Genomic DNA, 19948 nt, shown 5'->3' on the forward strand with positions numbered 1-19948 from the left:
CGGGGAGGCTTCTTAGGGGCGGTAAGCGTCCCACAGCTCGCGCCGCGACGTTGTAACGGCTACGGCGCCGGCTCTAAGGGCCAGCTCCGTTTCTTCAATCGTCCGGATTAAGCCGCCAGCCAAGATCGGGATGTCCAGCCGCTGCGACATCTCGGCGATGATCTGCGGCATAACACCGGGCATGAGCTCGATATAATCGGGCCGGGTTTTGTCGGACAGCTTGTAGCTCATGTCCAGCGCCAGCGAGTCGAGCATGAAGTGCCGCTGGATGGCGGCCGTTTTATGCTTCTTCGCGGTCGCTACGGCGCTGCTGCGGGTCGAGATGATGCCGGCCGGCTTCACGGTCTGGCATAGAAATTCAATGGCGTAATCGTCATTCTTGAGCCCCTGGATCAGATCCACGTGGACCAGCAGCTGCTTGCGGTGCTGCCGGGCCAGCTGCGAAATGCTGTTCAATTGGGAGATGTGGCTCTCCAGCAGAACGAGCCACGTATAGCTTGTCCCGAGCAGGTATTCCAAATCCTTCATCCGCCGCACGGCGGGAAGCACCTTTTGCCCGTGAAATCCGGGGAGGGCCTCCCCGCCGTTTTTTTGTGCGTCGCCGCGCATGTGAGCTCGCTCCTTGCTTTTGGAGAATATGGTGAATGCATCTTGTCTTCTATTATAGCGCATTTACGATGCGCTCGGGATGAGTGTAAATATTCATGGTCATTCCCCGCTCTCCGTTTCCAGCTCTTCCAGACGGCGTTCCAGGTACCGCGTATCCTTGAGGGCGTGGAACGTGTCCGCCTTCTCCAGAATGACGGCGGCGTTATATTCCGGGATGCCCGCCTGCGCTTCATATACGCCCTTCGGTATAAGCACATTGCCCTCCGGCCAGTGGACTTCAAGATTCCCCTGCTTCACCTCGGCGATCTTGGCGCGGCCCTGGAACGTACCGTACCGGTTATAGGCGACCACCGCTTCTCCTTCCCCAATTCCGAGTGACGCCGCATCGTCCGTATGAAGCAATATATCGTACCGGTCCGCACCGTTGAACGGATCCGTGTCGCTATAGATCATCGAATTGAACTGCTTGCCGCGGCGCGTCGTCACGTAGAAATGCCCCTCGGGCTTCCGCAGCTCCGGCAGCTCGATCGGAATCAGCCGCCCCCGGCCGTCCGGCGTCGGGCAGACCCCGTCTTCGCACAGCCAGGCGCCGCCCCATTGAAATACGTCCCCCTGGTCCTTGAGCCGTTCGATCCCTTCATAGTTCGGCGCCGCCACCGCGATCTCCGCCCGGATCGCCGCCGCGCTTTCCAGACCAAGGACGGCCGCTTCCTCCGGCTTCACCTTGGCGGCCAGCTCCGCATAAATGGCCCATTCCGGCCTCGCCTCCGGCGGCCTCGGTCCCGCAATCTCCGGCGAGAAATAAACCATCCGCTCCGTGGACGTCGACGTTCCGCCTCCCGGCTGCTCGTAGCGCGTCATGGCCGGCAGCACGATCACCGCCTCCTTCGCGTCCGCAAGCGTCGAAGTGTTCAGCATGATATCCTGATGCACCCGCAGATCGACCGCCTCCAGGCAGCGCCTTACGAAATCGGGGTCAGGCATCGTTTCCAGAAAATTGCCTCCCGAGGTGTAGAACAGCTTCAGCTTTCGTTCATGCTCCTTCGGCAGAAGGGCGTTCTCGAGGCTCACGCCGACGATGTCGCCCTGCCAGCGCGGCAGCGGAAAGCCCCAAACCCGCTCGACGCGGTCGATATCGCCGCCTTTGCATTCGCCTCCCGGGAGGGAAAACGGGTCGGCTCCCATCTCCCCGGAGCCCTGCACCCCGCTGTGTCCGCGGATCGGCATCAAGCCGCAATGCTCCCGGCCGAGAAAGCCGCGCAGGAGCGCCAGGTTTGCCACCTGCGAAATGTTGTCGGTGCCGAAGCGGTGCTGCGTCAGTCCCATGCTCCAAACGAAGGCAGCGGACGATGCGGATGCAAGAAGCCGTGCCAGCTCACCCATCCGCTCCCGGCTCAGCCCGCTCGACGCTTCGAGTAGGGACCACTCCTGCCGCTCCACATGAGCCTTCAGCTCATCGATCCCGTTCGTATGCTCGCGCACGAAGGACCAGTTCACGGCCGAGCCCGGATGCTCCCGCTCCATCTCGAACCAAATCTTCATCACGCCGTTCATAAAAGCAATATCGCCACCGATGTTCACTTGATAAACGTCATCGGCGATCCGGGTGCCGAACAGCGCCGATTCGGGAACGGATGGAATCCAGTAGCGGTCCATCGACGGCTCCCGGTAAGGATTAATGACGATAATCTTGGTGCCCTTGCGCTTGGCCGCATACATGTATTTGGTAGAGACCGGCTGGTTATTAGCCGCTACGCTGCCCCAGAACAGCAGCACCTCCGTACCGATCCAATCCTTGTAATTGCAGCTGGACGCGCCGATTCCGACCGACCGCTTCAGCGCGGTCTTCGACGGCGAATGGCAGATGCGTGAGGCGTTGTCGATGTTGTTCGTTCCGAGGAACCGGGCAACCTTGGCGGCGGCGTAATACGATTCGTTCGTGATGCCGCGGGCCGTCAAATAAAACGCCAGCTGCTTCGGATCGATGGCGCGAATCTTCACCGCGATTCTTTCCAGCGCCTCCTCCCAGCCTATGCGCCGGAAACGCCGCTCGCCGGGTTCGCGGATCAGCGGATACGGCAGACGGCCGAGCTTGCGCAGCTCGGCGCTGTCCAGCCGGCGCAGCCTCTCGATGTCGTCGTGCAGCCGCTCCTCCTTGATCGAAGGCATGGTACTCAGACGCAGCATATTGAGCCGTGTCGTGCACAAATGCGGGCCCTCCAGCGTCTGGTCGTACAGACCGGACACCCCCAGCGCGCAGCCGTCGCATACGCCCTGCGTCAGAATCCGATAGGCATAGGGGAGCTGATCCTTGTTAGCCCATACCACTTTCAATGTATCGCGGATATGCCGCGGCTTCAATTGATTCAAGCCGAACGGAACCTTGCTGACCCAGAGACTCGGATCCGGCATCGCGGGCAGACGTACCCGGCCGGAATGCTTCGTTGTTCCCATGCTTCGCAACCACCTTTTATGAGTATAAGAAAAGCTTCTGATCGAAGCCTATTCGATGAAGATACATTCGTGGTTTAGCGGAAGCTTTTCTTGCGAGCAGAAAGTTCCACACGCGCTTTAGCGCTTTAGTGAGGTTAAACTTTCTTTACTCTTAAGAAAAACTCCTTATCGGAGTCTTTCAAAGAAGCCAGACCGTTTTTAGCGGAAGTTTTTCTTGGTACAGAAAGTCGCAGTCCGCATTAATGCTTTAGCGAACTTAAACTTTCTGTATCGTTAAAAAAAGCCGCAAACAGCGCTTGCCCGGCAGCCTGAGTGCGGGAAAGTGTCGTTTGCGGCGGTTAGTCTTTAAGCAGGAGCGCTGCCAAGTGCCAACGGCACGGTATATGCGGTTATCCGCTTTTGAATTTCTTCTCGATATCCTGGTCAAATAGAAGATCGACAGGCCGAAATCTTTATCGAGGTCGATGTCGACAAATAAATCCACGAAGGACGCGCCGAGCAGCTCTTCCATCTCGACGGGATGGTGGCTGCGGTACATTTCCTTGACCAATTCCGTACGCGCCGAACGAAGGGCTTGCTTGCCGTCGCTCGCGGAGGCGATGAATTTCTCCACCGGGGATAAATGTCCGTCCATCTCGCAGATGGCCCAATGCTTGCAAAAGGTGGTACGGATTTCCCGGGGGCCTCTGCCCATATGCCGTTTGCGAAACGCTTTCACAAGGTTGCTGAATTCGGCTTCCACTTTGTTCATAAGAAGGCTCAACCTGCGCTGAACTCATTTCCCCCAAATTCTATCATGCATCGGGCCGGATCAGCAAGCCGAAAAGAGGAAGTTTGCTTCGGAATCGTGTACAATGGACAAGGAATGTAAGGAAAGGACCGAAGCGATGAACCCGATCAACCGAATCCTGCTCTATTTCACCTTAACCGTTATTGTGCTTAGCCTGGCAGGCGGCTTCTCCAAGCCTTCCTCCGAGCTGTACCGCAACCAGGTGGCGGTGCTCATGTATCATCATGTTCATGATCAAGACGAAAGCTCTAGCACCGTAACGACCGGACTGTTCCGCGGACAGCTCACTTATTTGCAGCAGAAGGGCTACCATTTCATCTCGCTGGCGGATTTCCGCAGGTTTATGCACGGCGGGTCCGTACCGGATAATGCGGTGCTCGTCACGTTCGACGACGGCTACAAAAGCTTCTATGACAACGCCTATCCGATCCTGAAGCAGCTCGGCATACCCGCCGTGAACTTTATCGTTACGAGTGATTTGGCCGATCCGTTGGCTCCTTTGATTCCTACGCTGTCCAAGGAAGAGATCGGCGAAATGCTGCGGCAATCGCCCGGCATGTATGATTTTCAGTGCCATACGGACAACCTTCACCGGATGATCGGCAACAAGGCAGCCTTGACCAGCGTCACCGACGACCAGGGCAATCCGATCAGCGGCGACGCCTACAACGCCAAAATCGCGGCGGACAGCGCGGCATGCCATCAGAAGCTGACCGAGCTGCACGGCAAGCCGGAGGCGGCCGACGCCTATGCTTATCCGTTCGGCGTATTCACCAAGCCCGCCGTTCAGCTCGTCCGGCAGGCCGGCTTCCAATATGGCTTTACGATCGTAGGGGAGATGGCGACAAGAGCTTCCGATCCGATGCAGATACCCCGTATTAATGCAGGCAATCCCCAAATTCAGCCGGCGAACCTGCATCAAATCATTATGCGGAGGATTGAGACGGTCAAGCGCTAGTCCCGCCTTCTTTTCTAAAGGATTTTTTAGTAAAAAAAAGTTTATCCCCGACCTTATCCCATGGTACAATCAATCCAAAAAGCCGCGGCGGTCTTTCGTTCAATCACGAGAGGACCGGCCCGGCTTTGCGGCTTGAGAGGTACATATGATCCATTTTATTCTGTATGTGTCGCTGTCCGCACTCGAGACCAATATGACATTTTTGCTCATGCTGTCCTTGTTCCGGTATAAGGCGGATCCGAAGATGCCGCTGCTTACGTTGTTCAGCGTGCTGCTCGCCTGCATGTCCTATTATTTGCGGGCGCATGCGAATGCTTACGCCGTCGACACGCCGCTTCAGCTTGCCCTTACTTACGCCTTCGTCAAGTATGCATTCGCTCTGCCTTGGTTCTACGCCGGCGTGATGATGCTGTCCGGCACGACACTTTACATGCTCGTCCAAAGCGGTATGACCATCACGTTTCATCAACTGGGATGGTATGTGCTGGAGGATTCCGTGAGGGCCACGGGCTTCAATATTTACTGCATTCAAGTCCTATCCGCCCTGATCGGCTATGCCATCGTACTTCTCATGCGCCGCGCCAACTTGGGCTTCACCTTCATTCCATCCCATGGCAGGACCCCCGTGGATATAAATGAAGGGCATAACCGGCGGCTACTGTACTCTATGACTGTGACCACCATCGTATTCGTCGTATCCATCTGTGCATTCCCGCTCCGCAGTCAGGTGCTGCTCTACATGGCTTTGCCTCTACTGCTGCTTGCCTATGCTTATTTCGTCACCGTCTCCATGGAGAAAGAAACTTCGGAGGAGCTTTAAGCCGCTCCCCTTTAGCCGAGCTGTTCGCCAATGAATTCGAGCGACAGACGAACAGCCTCCTCCAGCTGCGGGGTCGTGCCTGCAAAGGGATGCACCGCGCCGAAGGTATGACCCGTATCCGGAATGATCTCATACCGTTGATGAGGCGCGGCCTTCTGCAGCTCCTCGAAGCCCCGTCGCAGGCGTACTGAATCCTGCCCGGCCATCAGCGCCAGCACCGGCGTCCGCAGCTCCTTCATTATGCGCTTAAGCTCGAATCGCTCCTTATTCCGCGCCAGATCCTCGTAGAATACCGCGCGGATCGGCATCTGCTGCTTCGTTCGCATATTAGGCACGTATGCTACGCCGCTCCTTGCGATCTCCGCTTTGAACGCATCATCGAACAGATCGACGTCAGCGATCCCGTTCCACGTCACCACAGCGCCGATCTCCGAATGCTCCCCGGCAAAAATCAAGCTGTTCCCGCCGCCCCGGCTGTGTCCGACGAGCGCGATCCGGCCCAAATCGGCCGACTCGGAGCCTGGCAGCTCTCCTCGCTTCAGCGCTTCCAGCAGCGCCGCCAGATCTTGCTGCTCCCGCGAATACGTACCCACGGCGAACTTCTCCAGCTCGTCGAAATCCGTCTCGTTGACTCCGCTGCAGGAAAAGCTGAAGCTCACGGTATAATAGCCCTTTGCCGCGAATACATCCGTGACATACGGATAGAAGCCCCAATCCTTGAAGCTTTTGAAGCCGTGCACGAACAGGACGACTGGCCTCGATTCCGATCCGTTCTCCGCAAGCTTCACATCTCCCCGAAGACGCAGCCCTTCTCCCAATTCCAGCTCAAAAGCGGCATGACGTATTTGCTCCATAACCGTCCCTTCCTCCCCGGCTTCAGTACCGGACCAAGCTCCGCTTGATTCGGTCTTAAGTTTCGAATCCTGTCCACAATGTACCAGAATCCGGACCGAGGTTCAATGGTGCGTTCCGTGCTTGCGATTCGTTCCGGGAACGCCCGTGTAAAGGAATAAAGTGGACGTGCCGCCTTTTTTTCGGGAATAATTTCACTCCGTTAGGCACAAGCTTGGGATGTTCAAAATACACCTTTGGAGGCTGAATCCGTGGATTCCAAAACAACGAACGAAGAAAGCATGACGCTCACGAATCGTCAAGGCCACCCCATCTCCGATAACCAGAATATCCGTACCGTCGGCAACCGGGGCCCTTCCACCCTGGAGAATTACCATTTTATCGAGAAAATTTCCCATTTCGACCGGGGACACATCCCGGAACGGGTCGTTCACGCCCGCGGAGCAGGGGCGCACGGTTATTTTGAAGCGTACGGAACGGTCGGCGGCGAGCCGGTGTCCAAATATACGAGAGCGAAGCTGTTTCAGGAAAAAGGCAACCGGACTCCGGTATTCGTCCGGTTCTCCAGCGTCGTTCACGGCGGGCATTCCCCCGAGACGTTTCGCGACCCGCGCGGTTTTGCCGTGAAATTCTATACCGAGGACGGCAACTGGGACCTGGTCGGTAACAACCTGAAAATCTTCTTCATCCGCGATCCGCTGAAATTCCCGGATATGGTGCATGCCTTTCGGCCCGATCCCGTGACCAACCTGCAGAACCCGGAGCGGATGTTCGATTTCGTATCCAATTCGCCGGAGGCGACCCATATGATTACGTTCGTTTTCTCCCCCTGGGGAATCCCGGCCAACTACCGGCAAATGCAGGGCTCCGGGGTCAATACCTACAAGTGGGTGAATAAGGACGGCGAGGCCGTGCTCGTGAAGTATCACTGGGAGCCGGTCAAGCAGGGCATCAAAAACTTGACCCAACGGGAAGCCGAAGCCATCCAGGCCAAAAATACGAGCCATGCGACCCAGGATTTGTATGAGGCGATCGAGCGCGGAGACTATCCGGAGTGGGAGCTCTGCGTGCAGATTCTGAGCGATGACGAGCATCCCGAGCTCGATTTCGATCCACTCGACCCGACGAAGCTGTGGGACCACGAGAAATTTCCATTTCTCCCGGTCGGGAAAATGGTGCTGAACAAAAATCCGGAAAATTATTTCGCCGAGGTGGAGCAAGCGGCTTTCGGTACGGGCGTGCTCGTCGACGGACTCGACTTCTCCGACGACAAGCTGCTGCAAGGCCGCACGTTCTCTTATTCGGATACGCAGCGCCACCGCGTCGGCACGAACTATCTACAGCTGCCGATCAATGCGCCGAAGACGCGTGTCGCCACGAACCAGCGCGACGGACAAATGGCCTTCCATGTGGACCGTGCGCCGGGTCAGAATCCGCATGTGAACTACGAGCCGTCATCCCTCGGCGGACTTCAGGAAGCTAGTCCGGCAGGCAAAGAGCATGAGCCGTCCTATAACGCCAAGCTGGTGCGGCAGAAGCTCGACCGGACGAACGATTTCGGCCAAGCCGGCGATACTTACCGGAAGTTCGAGGAGCATGAGCGTGAGGAGCTCATCTCGAACCTTGTCGACGCGCTCAAGATCTGCAGCCCGGTCATCCGGGAGAAGATGATCGAGCACTTCACGAAGGCGGATCCCGATTACGGCCGGCGCGTAGCCGAAGGCCTGGCCAAGGCCGGCGCTTCCGGCGGCCATCTGAGCTCGCGGGACGCGGAGCAAGGCTCCGAGCTGGCGGACCGCTCCGGCAAACGGACCGACGGCTATTGATCGGCACATAGCTAAAAAGCCTGCAGGCCTTACGCGGCCGTTTAACCAGCCGCCTCGTAAGCCTCAGGCTTTTTTATCCATCCACCAAAAAACCCTCTTCTTACACAATCTGAAAGAGAAAGTGTGAAAAGAAGGTTTGATTCGGTTCCCTGTTCATTTGCCGGCATCTTCCTCAGATCGTCAATTCCCCAAGCTTGATCAGCTCGACTACCGCCTGCGAACGTCCTTTAACATTTAGCTTTTGCATGACATTGGAGATATGGTTACGCACAGTTTTCTCGCTGATAAACAGCTGCTGTGCAATATCCTTGGTTGTTTTGTCCTGCACGAGAAGCTCGAACACTTCGCGTTCGCGGTTGGTTAGCAAGAATTTATTTTTATGATCGCTGCCCTTCATAGGCGTACACCATGTGTTATCACTAGCTATCTGTAGTATTCAAAAACCAACAAATTGCCTTGATACAGAAGGGATTGACTCATATCCTACTGCAACGCTTTTCTCTCTGGTCATCAAAAGTTAATTCCTGTTATCGCACGTTTTGCATCAAGATTTGCATCAAAAAAGAGCAGGCACTATGCTTGCTCTTCCAACTGATTGTTTAGGTTGGTGCCCTCCAGCCAACTTACAAATACGTCTTTTGAAATCTTGATTCTCCGTCCGATCTTTACAACATGAAACTGACCGGAGTTAACTAATTCGTACGCCTGAACCCTGCCTATGTTAAGAATGTTCTGAATATCTTTGACATCGAGAACGGACGGGTACTCATCTTTATTAAAATATATACTTCGGCTCATGTCCGAATCCCCCCTCGCTACATATTACTCGCAAAGAAGGATGTCCTATCACACTCAGCCAGTTAGACTTTTCACTCCAGAAAATACTTTACTTGTCTCTCTGTTTTTGATCACTCCTTTCCAAAGTCTCTGAACATCCATGCCTTCTGAAAATTCTATCTCCGTATATAATAGATTACTTCTGATTCAATCTTACCCAATTCGGATCATAATCTGCTACAACGAGCACATCCATATGACGGATAAGACGCAGTAATTTTTTCACAACGGATCCTTTCCATATCTCCTCCCAGAAGGGTACATTGGATTGGCCTATAATCATTTGAGTTGTTCCCACCTCATTTGCTTTCATAGTAAGCACCTGGGGGATTTGTTTAGGATCATGCGCCCTATGAATTGCAAATTTCCCTCCTAATCTAACCGTAAGTTTCTCTAAAGCATCCAATCTCTTTTTCAATTCATCGGTCATCGAATCTCCCACATTGACGTAATTAACGTACCAGATGGCTTTTAATCTATATGCGATCCGAAAGCCCCTACGTATCAAGCGTTCTGCATGAGGAGTGCTGTTAACGCATACGAAAATAACCTCTTTTCTTCTCCATGGGCCGCGAAGAGAGCTTTTTCTTTCCAGTGATTCCAACCGCTCATCCACATCATCGGCAATCTCACGTAAAGCCAATTCACGTAATGCAATGAGATTCCCCATTTTAAAAAAGTTATTCAATGCCTGATCAACCTTCGTCATCGCATAAATTTTGCCCTCCCTCATCCTTTGCTGCAGCGCCTGAGGTGAAACATCAATCAGTTGAACTTCATCCGCCTTCCGCAGGATGCTATCCGGCAAGGTTTCCCGAACACGGATTCCAGTGATTTGCTCGACAGCATCATTTAAGCTCTCTAGATGTTGAACGTTGACCGTAGTAATCACAGAGATGCCTGCATCTAGAATTTCCAGTACGTCTTCGTATCGTTTTTTATTTTTACTGCCAGGAACATTGTTATGAGCCAGCTCATCTACCAAAACGACTTCAGGACATCTGCGAATGATCTCTTCCGTATCCATTTCTTCAAGCTTTACGCTTTGGTATTCAATTTTCAGACGAGGAATGAATTCAAGATTTCCCACTTGATCCAGCGTTTCTTTCCTTCCATGCGTTTCCAGCAATCCAATTTGCACATTAATCCCTTTTTTTATCAGATCATTGCCTTCTCGAAGCATAGTATAGGTTTTGCCTACTCCCGGGGCGGCCCCGATGAATATTTTAAATTTGCCTCGTTTAATTTTGTCTATTTTTTCTTCCATTTCTTTTTCGCTTAAACGCTTATATTTTTTGGGTTCCTTCGATTGTATATTTGCGGGAAGAATGCGCTCCCCTTCGTGTTCAGCCCGGTCAGCAACCAGAGATACGTCAATATTTTTCGTCCTTTTTAGTATATTGTTAACAATGGAGCCTTGCCAAAATTCTTGCCATCTTGTTTGTTTGGAATGTCCTAAAACGATTCGCGTGACGTTATGCCGGGTCGCATAGCTGACTAACGTACTTGGGATGCAGCGGCGGTTTTGAAAGGGAAGTTCTTCAAATTCGCCTCCCACTTTTTGGGTCAGCTTAATCACAGATCTGCGAAAAGTTGATTCTTCTTTCGATAAGTGTTTCTTAAAATTGCGAAAGGTAATAACCATAAGCTCCCCATTCAGACGCTTAGCGATCTGTTGGCCTCTACGCACGTAAATTGAGCCGTTCCAATGGTATTGGGTGGAAACGAGAATTCGTTCTGTTACTCCGGATGGTCCAATTAATCCCATTTCTTCCCTGTGCTCTTCAAGTGACTCATTCACATCTTCCGCTACGAGCCGGAGAGCCAGTTCACGAAGCACTCCTAAATTGCCTTGTCTAAAAAAAGCCGTATCTCTGTTACCTTTCAAATTCCCTTCTGCAAGACGATTCAGTATGGTTTCCGGAGTCACGTCAATAAGCCTTACCTCATCGGCCAATTCCAATGTATCCGATGGAACCGTAAATTTAACTTCGATACCGGTTAACTTTTGAGCAATTTCGGTATAACCTTCCAGTTCATACACGTTTACCGTTGTTATAACGCTAATATCATACCCCAGTAAATATTTAATATCTTCAAGCCGTGTCGGAAAGCGGGATCCAGGTCGATTATGATGAGCAAGATTATCAACAAGGACGACTTCAGGATTTCTTTCAATCAACGCTTCCAAATTTAGATCTTTAAATTCCACCCCGTTATCAGACCAATGAATGCTGGGCACTCTCTCTAGATCACCTAATTGATCAATCGTTTCGGGTCTTTGGAGAGTAGAAACCCCGCAAATGACAACATCAATTCCTTGCCGTTTTAAGGTATGTCCTTCTTGAAGCATATGATAGGTTTTTCCTGAGCCGCTCACTGCACCAATGTAGATTTTTAATCGTCCACGATGCAGCTTAGAAATCGAATATAAGATTTCTTCCGGTGATTTTCTTCTATAATTTTCCAAATGTTATTTCTCCTCCAAAAAGGAAATGAATAAATACAGGCAAAAGCCACCTCCGTAGAGACGGAAGCGGCCATTATTTTATAGCTTTATTTGCTTTAACAGTTCCAAATTCAGTTGCATAACATTGACCCTCGGCTCACCAAACACACCTAACTGCCGGTTCTTGGTGACAGAGTCGATCAATTGATTGAGAGCTTTTTCGCTCATTCCTGTTTCCCCACTGACTCTCGGCACCTGAGCTTTTGCGGCTTCCGGAGACAAATCCGGGTCAAAGCCGGACCCCGATCCCGTTACTAAATCTGCGGGAATGTCCTTCAGATTCGGGTTCTCTTTTTTCAGGGCGTCTATCTGATCGGCAACCGATTTTACATAATCATCGGAAGCCACCGCCGTATTGGAACCGGCCGAAGCAGTCGGGTCATACTTGGCAGCCGAAGCCCTGGGATGAAACAATTTCGGCGACTCAAAGTTCTGGGCCAGTAATTCCGAACCGATCACAGTGCCATTCTTTTCAATCAAGCTCCCGTTCGCTTGATTCGGAAACATCACTTGCGCAAAACCTGTTGTAACTAATGGATAGATAAGCCCGCAGATGAGCATAAGCACCACGGATACTCGAATAGCTGTCAGAATCATTTTCATTTCGATATCTCCTCACGTCAAGTTAGACGATGTGCAGTCCTTGAATCACCAAATCAATCACCTTAATACCTATGAATGGAACAATGACACCGCCGATGCCGTAGATCAAAACATTCCGGGAAAGCAGTTTATCTGCTGACATGGCACGGTACTTTACGCCTTTCATGGCAATCGGAACCAAAAGCGGGATGATGATCGCATTAAAAATCAATGCAGACAAGATCGCTGATGTCGGCGAAGCCAGATGCATGATGTTCAAAGCCTGCAGCTGAGGCATCGCCACAATAAACATCGCCGGAATAATCGCAAAATATTTCGCAATATCATTCGCGATAGAAAAGGTCGTCAATGCCCCGCGCGTAATCAGAAGCTGTTTGCCGATCGAGATGACAGAGAGCAGCTTCGTCGGGTCGGAATCCAAATCGATCATATTCGCGGCTTCTTTGGCAGCCATGGTTCCTGAATTCATTGCAAGACCTACATCGGCTTGAGCTAAAGCAGGCGCATCATTTGTACCGTCACCGGTCATTGCAACCAGCTTTCCTTCCTGCTGCTCCTTTTTAATGGCAGCAATCTTGTCCTCTGGCTTAGCTTCGGCAATAAACTCATCAACACCGGCTTCCTTCGCAATCGTTGCGGCTGTGAGAGGATTGTCTCCAGTACACATGATCGTTTTGATCCCCATGGCCCGCAGTTCGGCAAACCGTTCTTTTAGGCCCGGTTTCACCGTATCCTTTAGGTAAATTACTCCAAAAATGCGATCGTTCACCGCTACGGCCAGCGGGGTTCCTCCGGCTTTGGCAATCCGGTTTGAAATTTCGTCTAAATCTTGAGGGATATTGCCGCCTTTGTCCGTTACATGTTTCTTGATAGCATCGACCGCACCTTTGCGGATTTGTGTACCATTTTTCAAATTAAGGCCGGACATTCGGGTTTCCGCTGTAAATTCGACGACTTCTGCATCATCGTATTCACTGGATTTCCATGATTCTCCTAGTTTACCCGCCAGTTCTACAACGGAGCGGCCCTCCGGAGTTTCGTCCTTCACTGACGCTTGAAGTGATGTAAAGTTAATCTCTTTAGCCGTTGCTCCAGCGACAGGGAAGAATTCGGACGCCATGCGGTTCCCAAAAGTGATCGTTCCTGTTTTATCCAAAATCATCGTATCGATGTCGCCAGCAGCTTCTACCGCTTTACCGGACATAGCGAGTACGTTAAATTGGGTAACCCGATCCATACCGGCAATCCCGATAGCTGAAAGAAGGCCGCCGATGGTCGTCGGGATCAGACAGACTAACAGTGCAATCAGGGTGGCAATATCAAGCTGCACGCTCAGATACTGTGCCATCGGTACCATCGTCATGATGACAATAAGGAAAATTAAGGTCAATACAGCAAGCAAAGTCGTTAAGGCTATTTCATTGGGCGTTTTTTGCCGTTTCGCGCCCTCTACGAGCGAAATCATCCGGTCCAAGAAGGATTCACCGGGATCGGTCATTACTTTTACGACGATGTAGTCGGAGGCTACCCGGGTTCCGCCGGTAACGGAAGAAAAGTCACCACCGGCTTCCTTAATGACAGGAGCGGATTCCCCTGTAATAGCCGATTCATCAATAGACGCAAGACCTTCGATGATTTCTCCGTCCGAAGGAATGATTTCCCCAATCTCCACGCGGACGATATCCCCTTTTTTCAGCTGAGTGGAGGATACTTCTTTATAAGTACCATCCTTCTGAACCAAACGAGCCTTTGTATCGGATTTCGTTTTCCGCAGCGTATCCGCCTGCGCTTTGCCCCGACCCTCGGCCAATGCTTCGGCAAAGTTTGCAAACAGCACTGTAACAAGCAAGATAAAAAATACTGCGATATTATAACCCCGTCCGACATTCGTAGCACCGAACAGATCCGGCGCAAACGATAATAACAGCGTAATCACCGTACCGACCTCGACCACAAACATAACCGGATTTTTAATCATGACGCTCGGATTTAATTTCTTAAAGGCATCAATGATCGCCTGATTCATAATTTCTCTCGTTATTGTTCTTTTACGAACATTAGCCATATAGATCCTCCCTCAATTTAACACCGACGTTATTAGCGCGGCATTGCTAAGTGTTCAGCAATCGGTCCGAGTGCAAGGGACGGGAAGAATGTAAGTGCCCCAACGACTAAGATGATCATAATTAGAATCCCTGTAAACAAAGGCGTATTCGTCTTGAGCGTACCCGTCGTTACCGGAACAACACGCTTGGTTGCGAGTGAACCGGCAATGGCCAGCATCGCTATGATCGAAACATATCGCCCCACCAACATCACTAAACCGATGCCTAGGTTATAAAAATTCGTATTCGCGCTTAATCCGGCAAAGGCGGAACCATTATTTGCCGCGCCTGACGTAAATGCATACAGCACTTCGGAAAGACCATGCATACCTGGGTTGGCGATGGCCGAAACCGATTCCGGACGTACGAGCGCCAAAGCGGTCGGCGCCAAAATGATGAGCGGATGGATCAGAAGCGCTATCGCAGCCAGCTTTACTTCTTTGCCTTCGATCTTTTTACCCAAAAATTCGGGTGTACGACCGACCATAAGACCGCAAATGAATACGGACAGAATCAGATACATTAGTCCGTTCAATAAGCCGACGCCTTTACCGCCATACACGTTGTTTAGCATCATTTCTGCTAGCGCAACAAACCCGCCCATCGGGGTAAGGGATTCATGCATATTGTTTACGGTACCCGTCGTGGCTGCTGTGGTTGCTGCGGTGAACAAAGCCGATTCGGACAATCCGAATCGGACTTCCTTACCTTCCATGTTGCCGTGAACGCCGAGCGCGTCCAGAGCTTTAACTCCGTTGTATTCAGCTACAAATACGGTAGCGAGCATGACCAAGAAAATAATTCCCATAGCTGCAAATACGGCCCAACCTTGCTTCTTGTTTTTAATCATCAGACCGAATGCATACACCAATGCAGTTGGCAGTAGCATCATGCAAATAGTGTGAACCAAATTGGTCAGCGGTGTCGGATTTTCAAAAGGATGAGCCGCGTTCGTACCGAACCATCCGCCGCCATTGGTACCGATATGTTTTATCGATTCAAGCGAAGCTACTAAACCCCTTGTGATGGTCTGTTTGGCTCCTTCAATCGTCGTTGCATCCACTGCCCCTTGGAATGTTTGAGGAACACCTTGAAACACTAAGAACAAGGCCACAATGAAACTAAGCGGTAAAAAAACGCGTGTAATGGATCGGACTAAATCGACGTAATAGTTCCCCAGGTTATCCTGACGGCCAATCAACCCGCGAATGAAGGCAATCGCCAACGCGAAGCCGGTTGCAGCGGATGTAAACATCGGAAACGTAATCGCCAGGAGCTGCGAAAGATAAGAAAGTGCATTTTCCCCGCTGTAGGCTTGCCAGTTCGTGTTTGTAATAAAGGATGCTGCCGTGTTAAAAGCTAATGGGGCAGGCATATTATCGATGTGATCGGGATTTAACGGCAAAAACTTCTGAAGCCGGAATATTGCATATAGGAGCATCATCATGATGAAGTTGGTTAGAAGCATGGCTCCCAAGTACTTCTTCCAGCCCATCGCTTCACCTTCGTTCACACCCATGATCCGATAACTCATCCGTTCAAAAGGACCAAAGAAGCGATCTAGACCGGTTTTTTCATAGTCGAAAACTTTCACCATGTAACTGCCCACCGGCTTCACAAGAAGCATGATAATAACCAGTGTGATAATGACCTGCACTAAACCCATACCCATGGTAGGATCTCCCCCTGCTAACGTAAGTTCAATTGGAATCGCTTATTTAAAATTTCTCCGGCTTCACAAGTACAAAACCAAGATACAACATTAAAGCCAAAGCTATAATTCCGATAATAATCATGGAGCTGCCTCCTTAGAGTTTTGCGAAGCAAAACCTGCTTCGTAAGCATCAACCTTAAGCTTTTTCACAAAATTTTAGAAATCCCCAAAATCCCAGGAAAGTAAGGACGAATAAAAGCACCATTGTAAAATCGTTGTACATGGCAAACACCTCCTCCCCAGTTCCCATCGCTGAAAATATTTTTTCAATATTGTTCCGTAATTACAAAAAAATATACATGCGGTTCAAATTTTAACCAACCAGTGAATGAATTAAAAATGATACTTCATCATTATTGGTATGGATCACATGGCTTGCCCCGATTCCTTTGTATATCAACCGGGGGTTATTAGAATGTGTAATCACATAAATTGGTTCGGAAGTCCAGTTTCGGCAAATTTGGATATACCGGCAGCATAGGGTTAAACTATTTTCAAACAAAAACACTTTTCCAATTGGGAAATTCGGCATGATCCACATATTCAGTTCAGAAGTATCGACCATAATTATGTTTTTTGCGCCAAGCTTCTCTAACCTATTTTGTTCTCCTTTGTTGTTAACGATAGCCACAAACGGCAACTGATGTACCTTCAATTGGCGGATAAAAGCTTCCCCTATTTTGTTCGGGGCCGAAACCAGAATGAATTCTTGCTGCTTTTCCATGTTATTCTCCTCCAATTTGACAGAAGAGAAGGCAACAAAAAAGAAGCCTGCGATAAGAGATGAACTCTTATCGCGGCTTCTTAAGGCACTAAAAATAAAACTGTGCCTAAACGCGATAATCGTTGCCTCTCTCGGTACGCTTACGAGGTTAGCTGTCGGATTCGGGCGTGAGAGTCGCCCTACCTAAAGCATTCAAAGAATGCCTAGGATTCACCCCATGGAGTCATGATCACTCATCTTTTTACGAAAAGAGAAGCTATCATGTCTGCCGTTGGTTCCCCCGTTCCTTTTCCATTCAAGGATTCAGCGAGAAGATGCAAATGGTATCATTTTTTCAATAAAAGACAACAAAAGACCACAGAGGTCTAAGCTCTGTGGTCGTAACAGCCGATCACAAGCTTCATCATCCTCTCTCAAATGCAAAGCATCTACGAAATAAACCGGTTCATTTCGTAAAAACATTGCTGTTCTACGCTTACGAGGTTAGCTGACGGATTCGGGCGGTGAGAGTCGCCCTACCCAGAACATACGAAGTATGGCCTAGGATTCACCCCAAGAGATGCATATGACGGCTCTCACACCGTCAATACATCGCTTTAATGGTTCCCCCGTTTTCCTTAATATTTAAGAAAATTAAGCGATTAGAATTTGAAAACTTTGTATTAAATCATGATTTGAATCTTACTCCTGCCGCATGCTCTTGTAAATATATGCTTTCTTTCAAATCTGGCTTTAACAAGGATTGCGGGGGACCTTATCCATTCCAATCTCCCATTTTCTCCACTAATCTCAATATTTCTCCTGTTTACATGATTTCCATGAAAGCAGGAGCATCACGTAGATTTTACATAGATAATAAATGCCATATCATGATGAATCCGTTTCCATTTACTTTAAAAGTTAAAATATCGAAAATAATCTCTAAATTTGAATTTTACTTTATTTACCGCCAGGCGTAATATACATTTCAACACCTTGATATTACATTTCAAACGCTGAATTCCCGAATAGGGAAACGGGGGAACCAACAAACCATTTAAGTTCCATATGGTTTCATGGGGTGAATCTTAGGCATACTTCGTATGCCCTGAGTAGGGCACTCTCAAGCCCGAATCCGACAGCTAACCTCGTAAGCGTATTGAGAGAGAACCACGATCGTGCCTCTGCAGCTCGTTTATTCACTGTGGAAGAAGCCCGAGAGTAGAGTTTCTCTGCTCTATGGGCTTCTTTTTGTTTTCAAAAATTGATAAAAAAGTTGAGGAGTGTAGGTTGTCATGATGAAATTAACGGATCCCCTACCCGATTTGACCGAAAAAAGATTAAAGTACAACAAGATTGGCTCTATAGAAATATTCCGATTAGACTGCAAAATAATAGAAAACTGTTTACCTCATATTAGTAGTGAGTGTATCTGCGGATTACTAAAAATCTCAAGTAACGGCCTCGCCGGCTGGGGGGAATACATTTTGCCTTGCACAAAACAAAACTTCGACATCGTCCAATGGGCTTCTGTCTTTGTAAATATCAAAGGTCTCTCCATCCCCGACGGTATGTGTTACGTCCAAAGCAAGAATGAGAATTGGGGTCAGGTAAGAAAAGATCTCGCGGAAACCGCTTTGATGGACTTGGATTTTCAACTACAAAATCCTTTTAAAAGACAAAAATACAATAATATTACATTGGAGCGTTCCTTCTTGATCGAACATTCGCAAGCCTACTTTTCTTTTTAAATCTAATGATCCCATAACGAAAGTAAGTGTTTAAAGATGGAAGAATTGGTTCAACAAATAGAAAAAGCCTATATTCAATGTGAATCGGTTGTTATGAACATACAACCAGAACAGACCGACATTTGTATCGATTCGGGTGAGAAGCTGGAATTAATTCGTTTCGAATGTGATATAGAAAGCAAGTTTAACCATAATTAGCAGCCTCGCGGCGTTGGGGAAATACTTTATTTTTAGGGTTCATTTCGATTTTCGTTTTTTTTACTGGGGATAGAATTAATTTTTGGATTCTATGGTTAAGATGTTTATGATCTATACGTCTTAAATTGACGGAAGAAGGACACAAAATTGAATAATCGTGAGATTAAAGAAAACACAAACGAAGAAATAAATTTCATACTTTATGCTTGCGTGGCGAGTCTTTCAGTTTATTTTGTGAGTACACTTGCAGCTTTATTGATCGGACTTTGTTTTCATTGATGATTTGGAGGGAAAATTCGATGCTTGGCTTCAAAGAGCATGGTAAAGAAAATAGCACAACGGTATTATTTGTTCATGGTAGCTGTTTAAGTAACTGGATGTGGCAGCCTCAAATTGAGCAAATGAGGAACTATCACTGTTTGGTTCCGGACTTGCCTGAACATCAGGGAAGCTTCTGTGAAAAACCCTTTACAATTTCCAATAGTGCTGAGCAGCTCGCCGAACTAATCAGGAAAAAAGCGCACGACAAATATACACATGTAGTAGGGCTATCTCTAGGGGGGCAGGTAGTCATTCAATTGCTTTCCATTGCTCCGGAGCTTATCCAATCCGCTATGGTTAGCGGCGTTTTAGTCAAACCGGCCTTGAGGGCCAAGCTTCTTCCTTTTGTAACTATGCTTTGCTCCCCTTTTCAGAGCAATGATTACTTTTTACGGACGAAGCTTAAGCAGCTTGGAATCCCCATGATGTATTTCAATGAATTCAAGAAGGATTCGTTGATCTTGTATGGGAATCCACTCCAAAGAATACTGAAAGAAAATGCTGAGTTTCGCATTCCTACCAATATTTCAGAATGTCCTAGTCGTTTGCTTTCTTTAGTCGGTGAGAAAGAATCAAGGTTCATGATACAATCTTGCCGGGACATTGGAGATGCTTTTCCTAATTCTCAAGCTTGCGTTGTGGATGGAATGAAGCATCATTGGTCTTTTCATGCACCCGCTCTATTCACAAAAACCGTTGTGTCATGGATTGAAAGTAAAAAATTACCGAAGGAATTGCGGGCCCTCAACTAACATTCAAATAGCCAGATAAAGCACAGTAAAAGCATTTTCGTAGACTTGGTATTCAATTTCTAAATTTATTACATGGCATATTTCGGAGGATTTATGAGAAAAAGATACATTGACCATTACAAAGCAGAGCAACCTAAGAAATGTAT

The 19948-nt window shown here is 49.1% G+C and carries 16 protein-coding genes, 1 pseudogene and 3 riboswitches; of the genes and pseudogenes, 5 read left to right on the top strand and 12 right to left on the bottom strand.

The features are described 5' to 3' along the window. Positions 1–12: 12 nt before the first annotated feature. The 3 genes and pseudogenes from O9H85_RS14115 to O9H85_RS14125 all read right to left on the bottom strand — a co-directional run bounded on the left by O9H85_RS14115 (position 13) and on the right by O9H85_RS14125 (position 3814). Entirely contained in the window at positions 13–609 is a 597-nt protein-coding gene (locus O9H85_RS14115) for a glycerol-3-phosphate responsive antiterminator (RefSeq protein WP_269882067.1), read from the bottom strand. A 99-nt stretch (positions 610–708) separates the two neighbouring features. Then, positions 709–3063, bottom strand: coding sequence for an FdhF/YdeP family oxidoreductase (locus O9H85_RS14120; RefSeq protein ID WP_269882068.1), 2355 nt, complete (start codon positions 3061–3063; stop codon positions 709–711). 389 nt (positions 3064–3452) lie between these two features. Beyond that, a pseudogene (locus tag O9H85_RS14125) lies at positions 3453–3814 on the bottom strand (DUF2294 domain-containing protein). Between the two features lie 103 nt (positions 3815–3917). Here O9H85_RS14125 and O9H85_RS14130 point away from each other — a divergent pair. Continuing rightward, the gene (locus O9H85_RS14130; protein WP_269882069.1) at positions 3918–4811 is read left to right on the top strand and encodes a polysaccharide deacetylase family protein; all 894 of its coding nucleotides are present in this window, start codon (positions 3918–3920) and stop codon (positions 4809–4811) included. A 145-nt stretch (positions 4812–4956) separates the two neighbouring features. Beyond that, positions 4957–5631 (top strand): hypothetical protein, encoded by a 675-nt coding sequence (locus O9H85_RS14135; protein WP_269882070.1) that lies wholly within the window; start codon positions 4957–4959, stop codon positions 5629–5631. Between the two features lie 11 nt (positions 5632–5642). Here the strand turns inward: O9H85_RS14135 and O9H85_RS14140 are convergent, their stop codons facing one another. After that, positions 5643–6485, bottom strand: coding sequence for an alpha/beta hydrolase family protein (locus O9H85_RS14140; protein ID WP_269882071.1), 843 nt, complete (start codon positions 6483–6485; stop codon positions 5643–5645). A gap of 234 nt (positions 6486–6719) precedes the next feature. Between O9H85_RS14140 and O9H85_RS14145 the strand changes: the two genes are divergently transcribed. Continuing rightward, complete coding sequence (locus O9H85_RS14145) at positions 6720–8309, top strand: catalase (RefSeq protein ID WP_333474203.1); 1590 nt, start codon at positions 6720–6722, stop codon at positions 8307–8309. Positions 8310–8481: 172 nt separating this feature from the next. On the opposite strand, the gene O9H85_RS14150 is transcribed toward O9H85_RS14145, so the two are convergent. The 8 genes from O9H85_RS14150 to O9H85_RS14180 form a co-directional block, all read right to left on the bottom strand. After that, a complete protein-coding gene (locus O9H85_RS14150; RefSeq protein WP_269882072.1) occupies positions 8482–8706 on the bottom strand; it encodes a helix-turn-helix domain-containing protein in 225 nt (74 codons plus the stop codon). Positions 8707–8882: 176 nt separating this feature from the next. After that, entirely contained in the window at positions 8883–9107 is a 225-nt protein-coding gene (locus tag O9H85_RS14155) for a helix-turn-helix domain-containing protein (RefSeq protein ID WP_269882073.1), read from the bottom strand. Positions 9108–9282: 175 nt separating this feature from the next. After that, positions 9283–11616 (bottom strand): histidine kinase, encoded by a 2334-nt coding sequence (locus tag O9H85_RS14160; RefSeq protein WP_269882074.1) that lies wholly within the window; start codon positions 11614–11616, stop codon positions 9283–9285. Positions 11617–11694: 78 nt separating this feature from the next. Beyond that, positions 11695–12258 (bottom strand): potassium-transporting ATPase subunit KdpC, encoded by a 564-nt coding sequence (gene kdpC, locus O9H85_RS14165; protein ID WP_269882075.1) that lies wholly within the window; start codon positions 12256–12258, stop codon positions 11695–11697. Between the two features lie 22 nt (positions 12259–12280). Then, positions 12281–14323: a potassium-transporting ATPase subunit KdpB gene (gene kdpB, locus O9H85_RS14170; RefSeq protein ID WP_269882076.1), complete on the bottom strand. Its 2043-nt coding sequence runs from the start codon at positions 14321–14323 to the stop codon at positions 12281–12283. Between the two features lie 32 nt (positions 14324–14355). Next, positions 14356–16029, bottom strand: a complete 1674-nt coding sequence (kdpA, locus tag O9H85_RS14175) for a potassium-transporting ATPase subunit KdpA (RefSeq protein WP_269882156.1) — start codon at positions 16027–16029, stop codon at positions 14356–14358. A gap of 52 nt (positions 16030–16081) precedes the next feature. Continuing rightward, entirely contained in the window at positions 16082–16159 is a 78-nt protein-coding gene (locus O9H85_RS37740) for a potassium-transporting ATPase subunit F (RefSeq protein WP_409348141.1), read from the bottom strand. A 231-nt stretch (positions 16160–16390) separates the two neighbouring features. Beyond that, entirely contained in the window at positions 16391–16801 is a 411-nt protein-coding gene (locus tag O9H85_RS14180; RefSeq protein ID WP_269882077.1) for a hypothetical protein, read from the bottom strand. A 121-nt stretch (positions 16802–16922) separates the two neighbouring features. Beyond that, a riboswitch (cyclic di-AMP (ydaO/yuaA leader) is annotated at positions 16923–17120 on the bottom strand. A 138-nt stretch (positions 17121–17258) separates the two neighbouring features. Continuing rightward, positions 17259–17451: riboswitch (cyclic di-AMP (ydaO/yuaA leader) on the bottom strand. 333 nt (positions 17452–17784) lie between these two features. After that, positions 17785–17953: riboswitch (cyclic di-AMP (ydaO/yuaA leader) on the top strand. A 122-nt stretch (positions 17954–18075) separates the two neighbouring features. Here O9H85_RS14180 and O9H85_RS14185 point away from each other — a divergent pair. Both O9H85_RS14185 and O9H85_RS14190 read left to right on the top strand, forming a co-directional pair. After that, positions 18076–18531 (top strand): hypothetical protein, encoded by a 456-nt coding sequence (locus O9H85_RS14185; protein WP_269882078.1) that lies wholly within the window; start codon positions 18076–18078, stop codon positions 18529–18531. 497 nt (positions 18532–19028) lie between these two features. Beyond that, positions 19029–19802 carry an alpha/beta fold hydrolase gene (locus O9H85_RS14190; protein ID WP_269882079.1) on the top strand — a complete coding sequence of 258 codons (774 nt, stop codon included), beginning with the start codon at positions 19029–19031 and terminating at the stop codon, positions 19800–19802. Positions 19803–19948 lie beyond the last annotated feature (146 nt).

Source organism: Paenibacillus gyeongsangnamensis, assembly GCF_027533625.1.
GTDB classification, from domain to species: domain Bacteria; phylum Bacillota; class Bacilli; order Paenibacillales; family NBRC-103111; genus Paenibacillus_G; species Paenibacillus_G gyeongsangnamensis.

What these genes read in the sequence shown, in the direction of transcription:
- O9H85_RS14180 (WP_269882077.1), bottom strand. Translation starts at nt 16,801, where the DNA reads ATGGAAAAGCAGCAAGAATTCATTCTGGTTTCGGCCCCGAACAAAATA.
- O9H85_RS14155 (WP_269882073.1), bottom strand. Translation starts at nt 9,107, where the DNA reads ATGAGCCGAAGTATATATTTTAATAAAGATGAGTACCCGTCCGTTCTC.
- kdpC (WP_269882075.1), bottom strand. Translation starts at nt 12,258, where the DNA reads ATGAAAATGATTCTGACAGCTATTCGAGTATCCGTGGTGCTTATGCTC.
- O9H85_RS14140 (WP_269882071.1), bottom strand. Translation starts at nt 6,485, where the DNA reads ATGGAGCAAATACGTCATGCCGCTTTTGAGCTGGAATTGGGAGAAGGG.
- kdpA (WP_269882156.1), bottom strand. Translation starts at nt 16,029, where the DNA reads ATGGGTTTAGTGCAGGTCATTATCACACTGGTTATTATCATGCTTCTT.
- O9H85_RS14185 (WP_269882078.1), top strand. Translation starts at nt 18,076, where the DNA reads ATGATGAAATTAACGGATCCCCTACCCGATTTGACCGAAAAAAGATTA.
- kdpB (WP_269882076.1), bottom strand. Translation starts at nt 14,323, where the DNA reads ATGGCTAATGTTCGTAAAAGAACAATAACGAGAGAAATTATGAATCAG.
- O9H85_RS14190 (WP_269882079.1), top strand. Translation starts at nt 19,029, where the DNA reads ATGCTTGGCTTCAAAGAGCATGGTAAAGAAAATAGCACAACGGTATTA.
- O9H85_RS37740 (WP_409348141.1), bottom strand. Translation starts at nt 16,159, where the DNA reads ATGATTATTATCGGAATTATAGCTTTGGCTTTAATGTTGTATCTTGGT.
- O9H85_RS14135 (WP_269882070.1), top strand. Translation starts at nt 4,957, where the DNA reads ATGATCCATTTTATTCTGTATGTGTCGCTGTCCGCACTCGAGACCAAT.
- O9H85_RS14120 (WP_269882068.1), bottom strand. Translation starts at nt 3,063, where the DNA reads ATGGGAACAACGAAGCATTCCGGCCGGGTACGTCTGCCCGCGATGCCG.
- O9H85_RS14130 (WP_269882069.1), top strand. Translation starts at nt 3,918, where the DNA reads ATGGACAAGGAATGTAAGGAAAGGACCGAAGCGATGAACCCGATCAAC.
- O9H85_RS14115 (WP_269882067.1), bottom strand. Translation starts at nt 609, where the DNA reads ATGCGCGGCGACGCACAAAAAAACGGCGGGGAGGCCCTCCCCGGATTT.
- O9H85_RS14150 (WP_269882072.1), bottom strand. Translation starts at nt 8,706, where the DNA reads ATGAAGGGCAGCGATCATAAAAATAAATTCTTGCTAACCAACCGCGAA.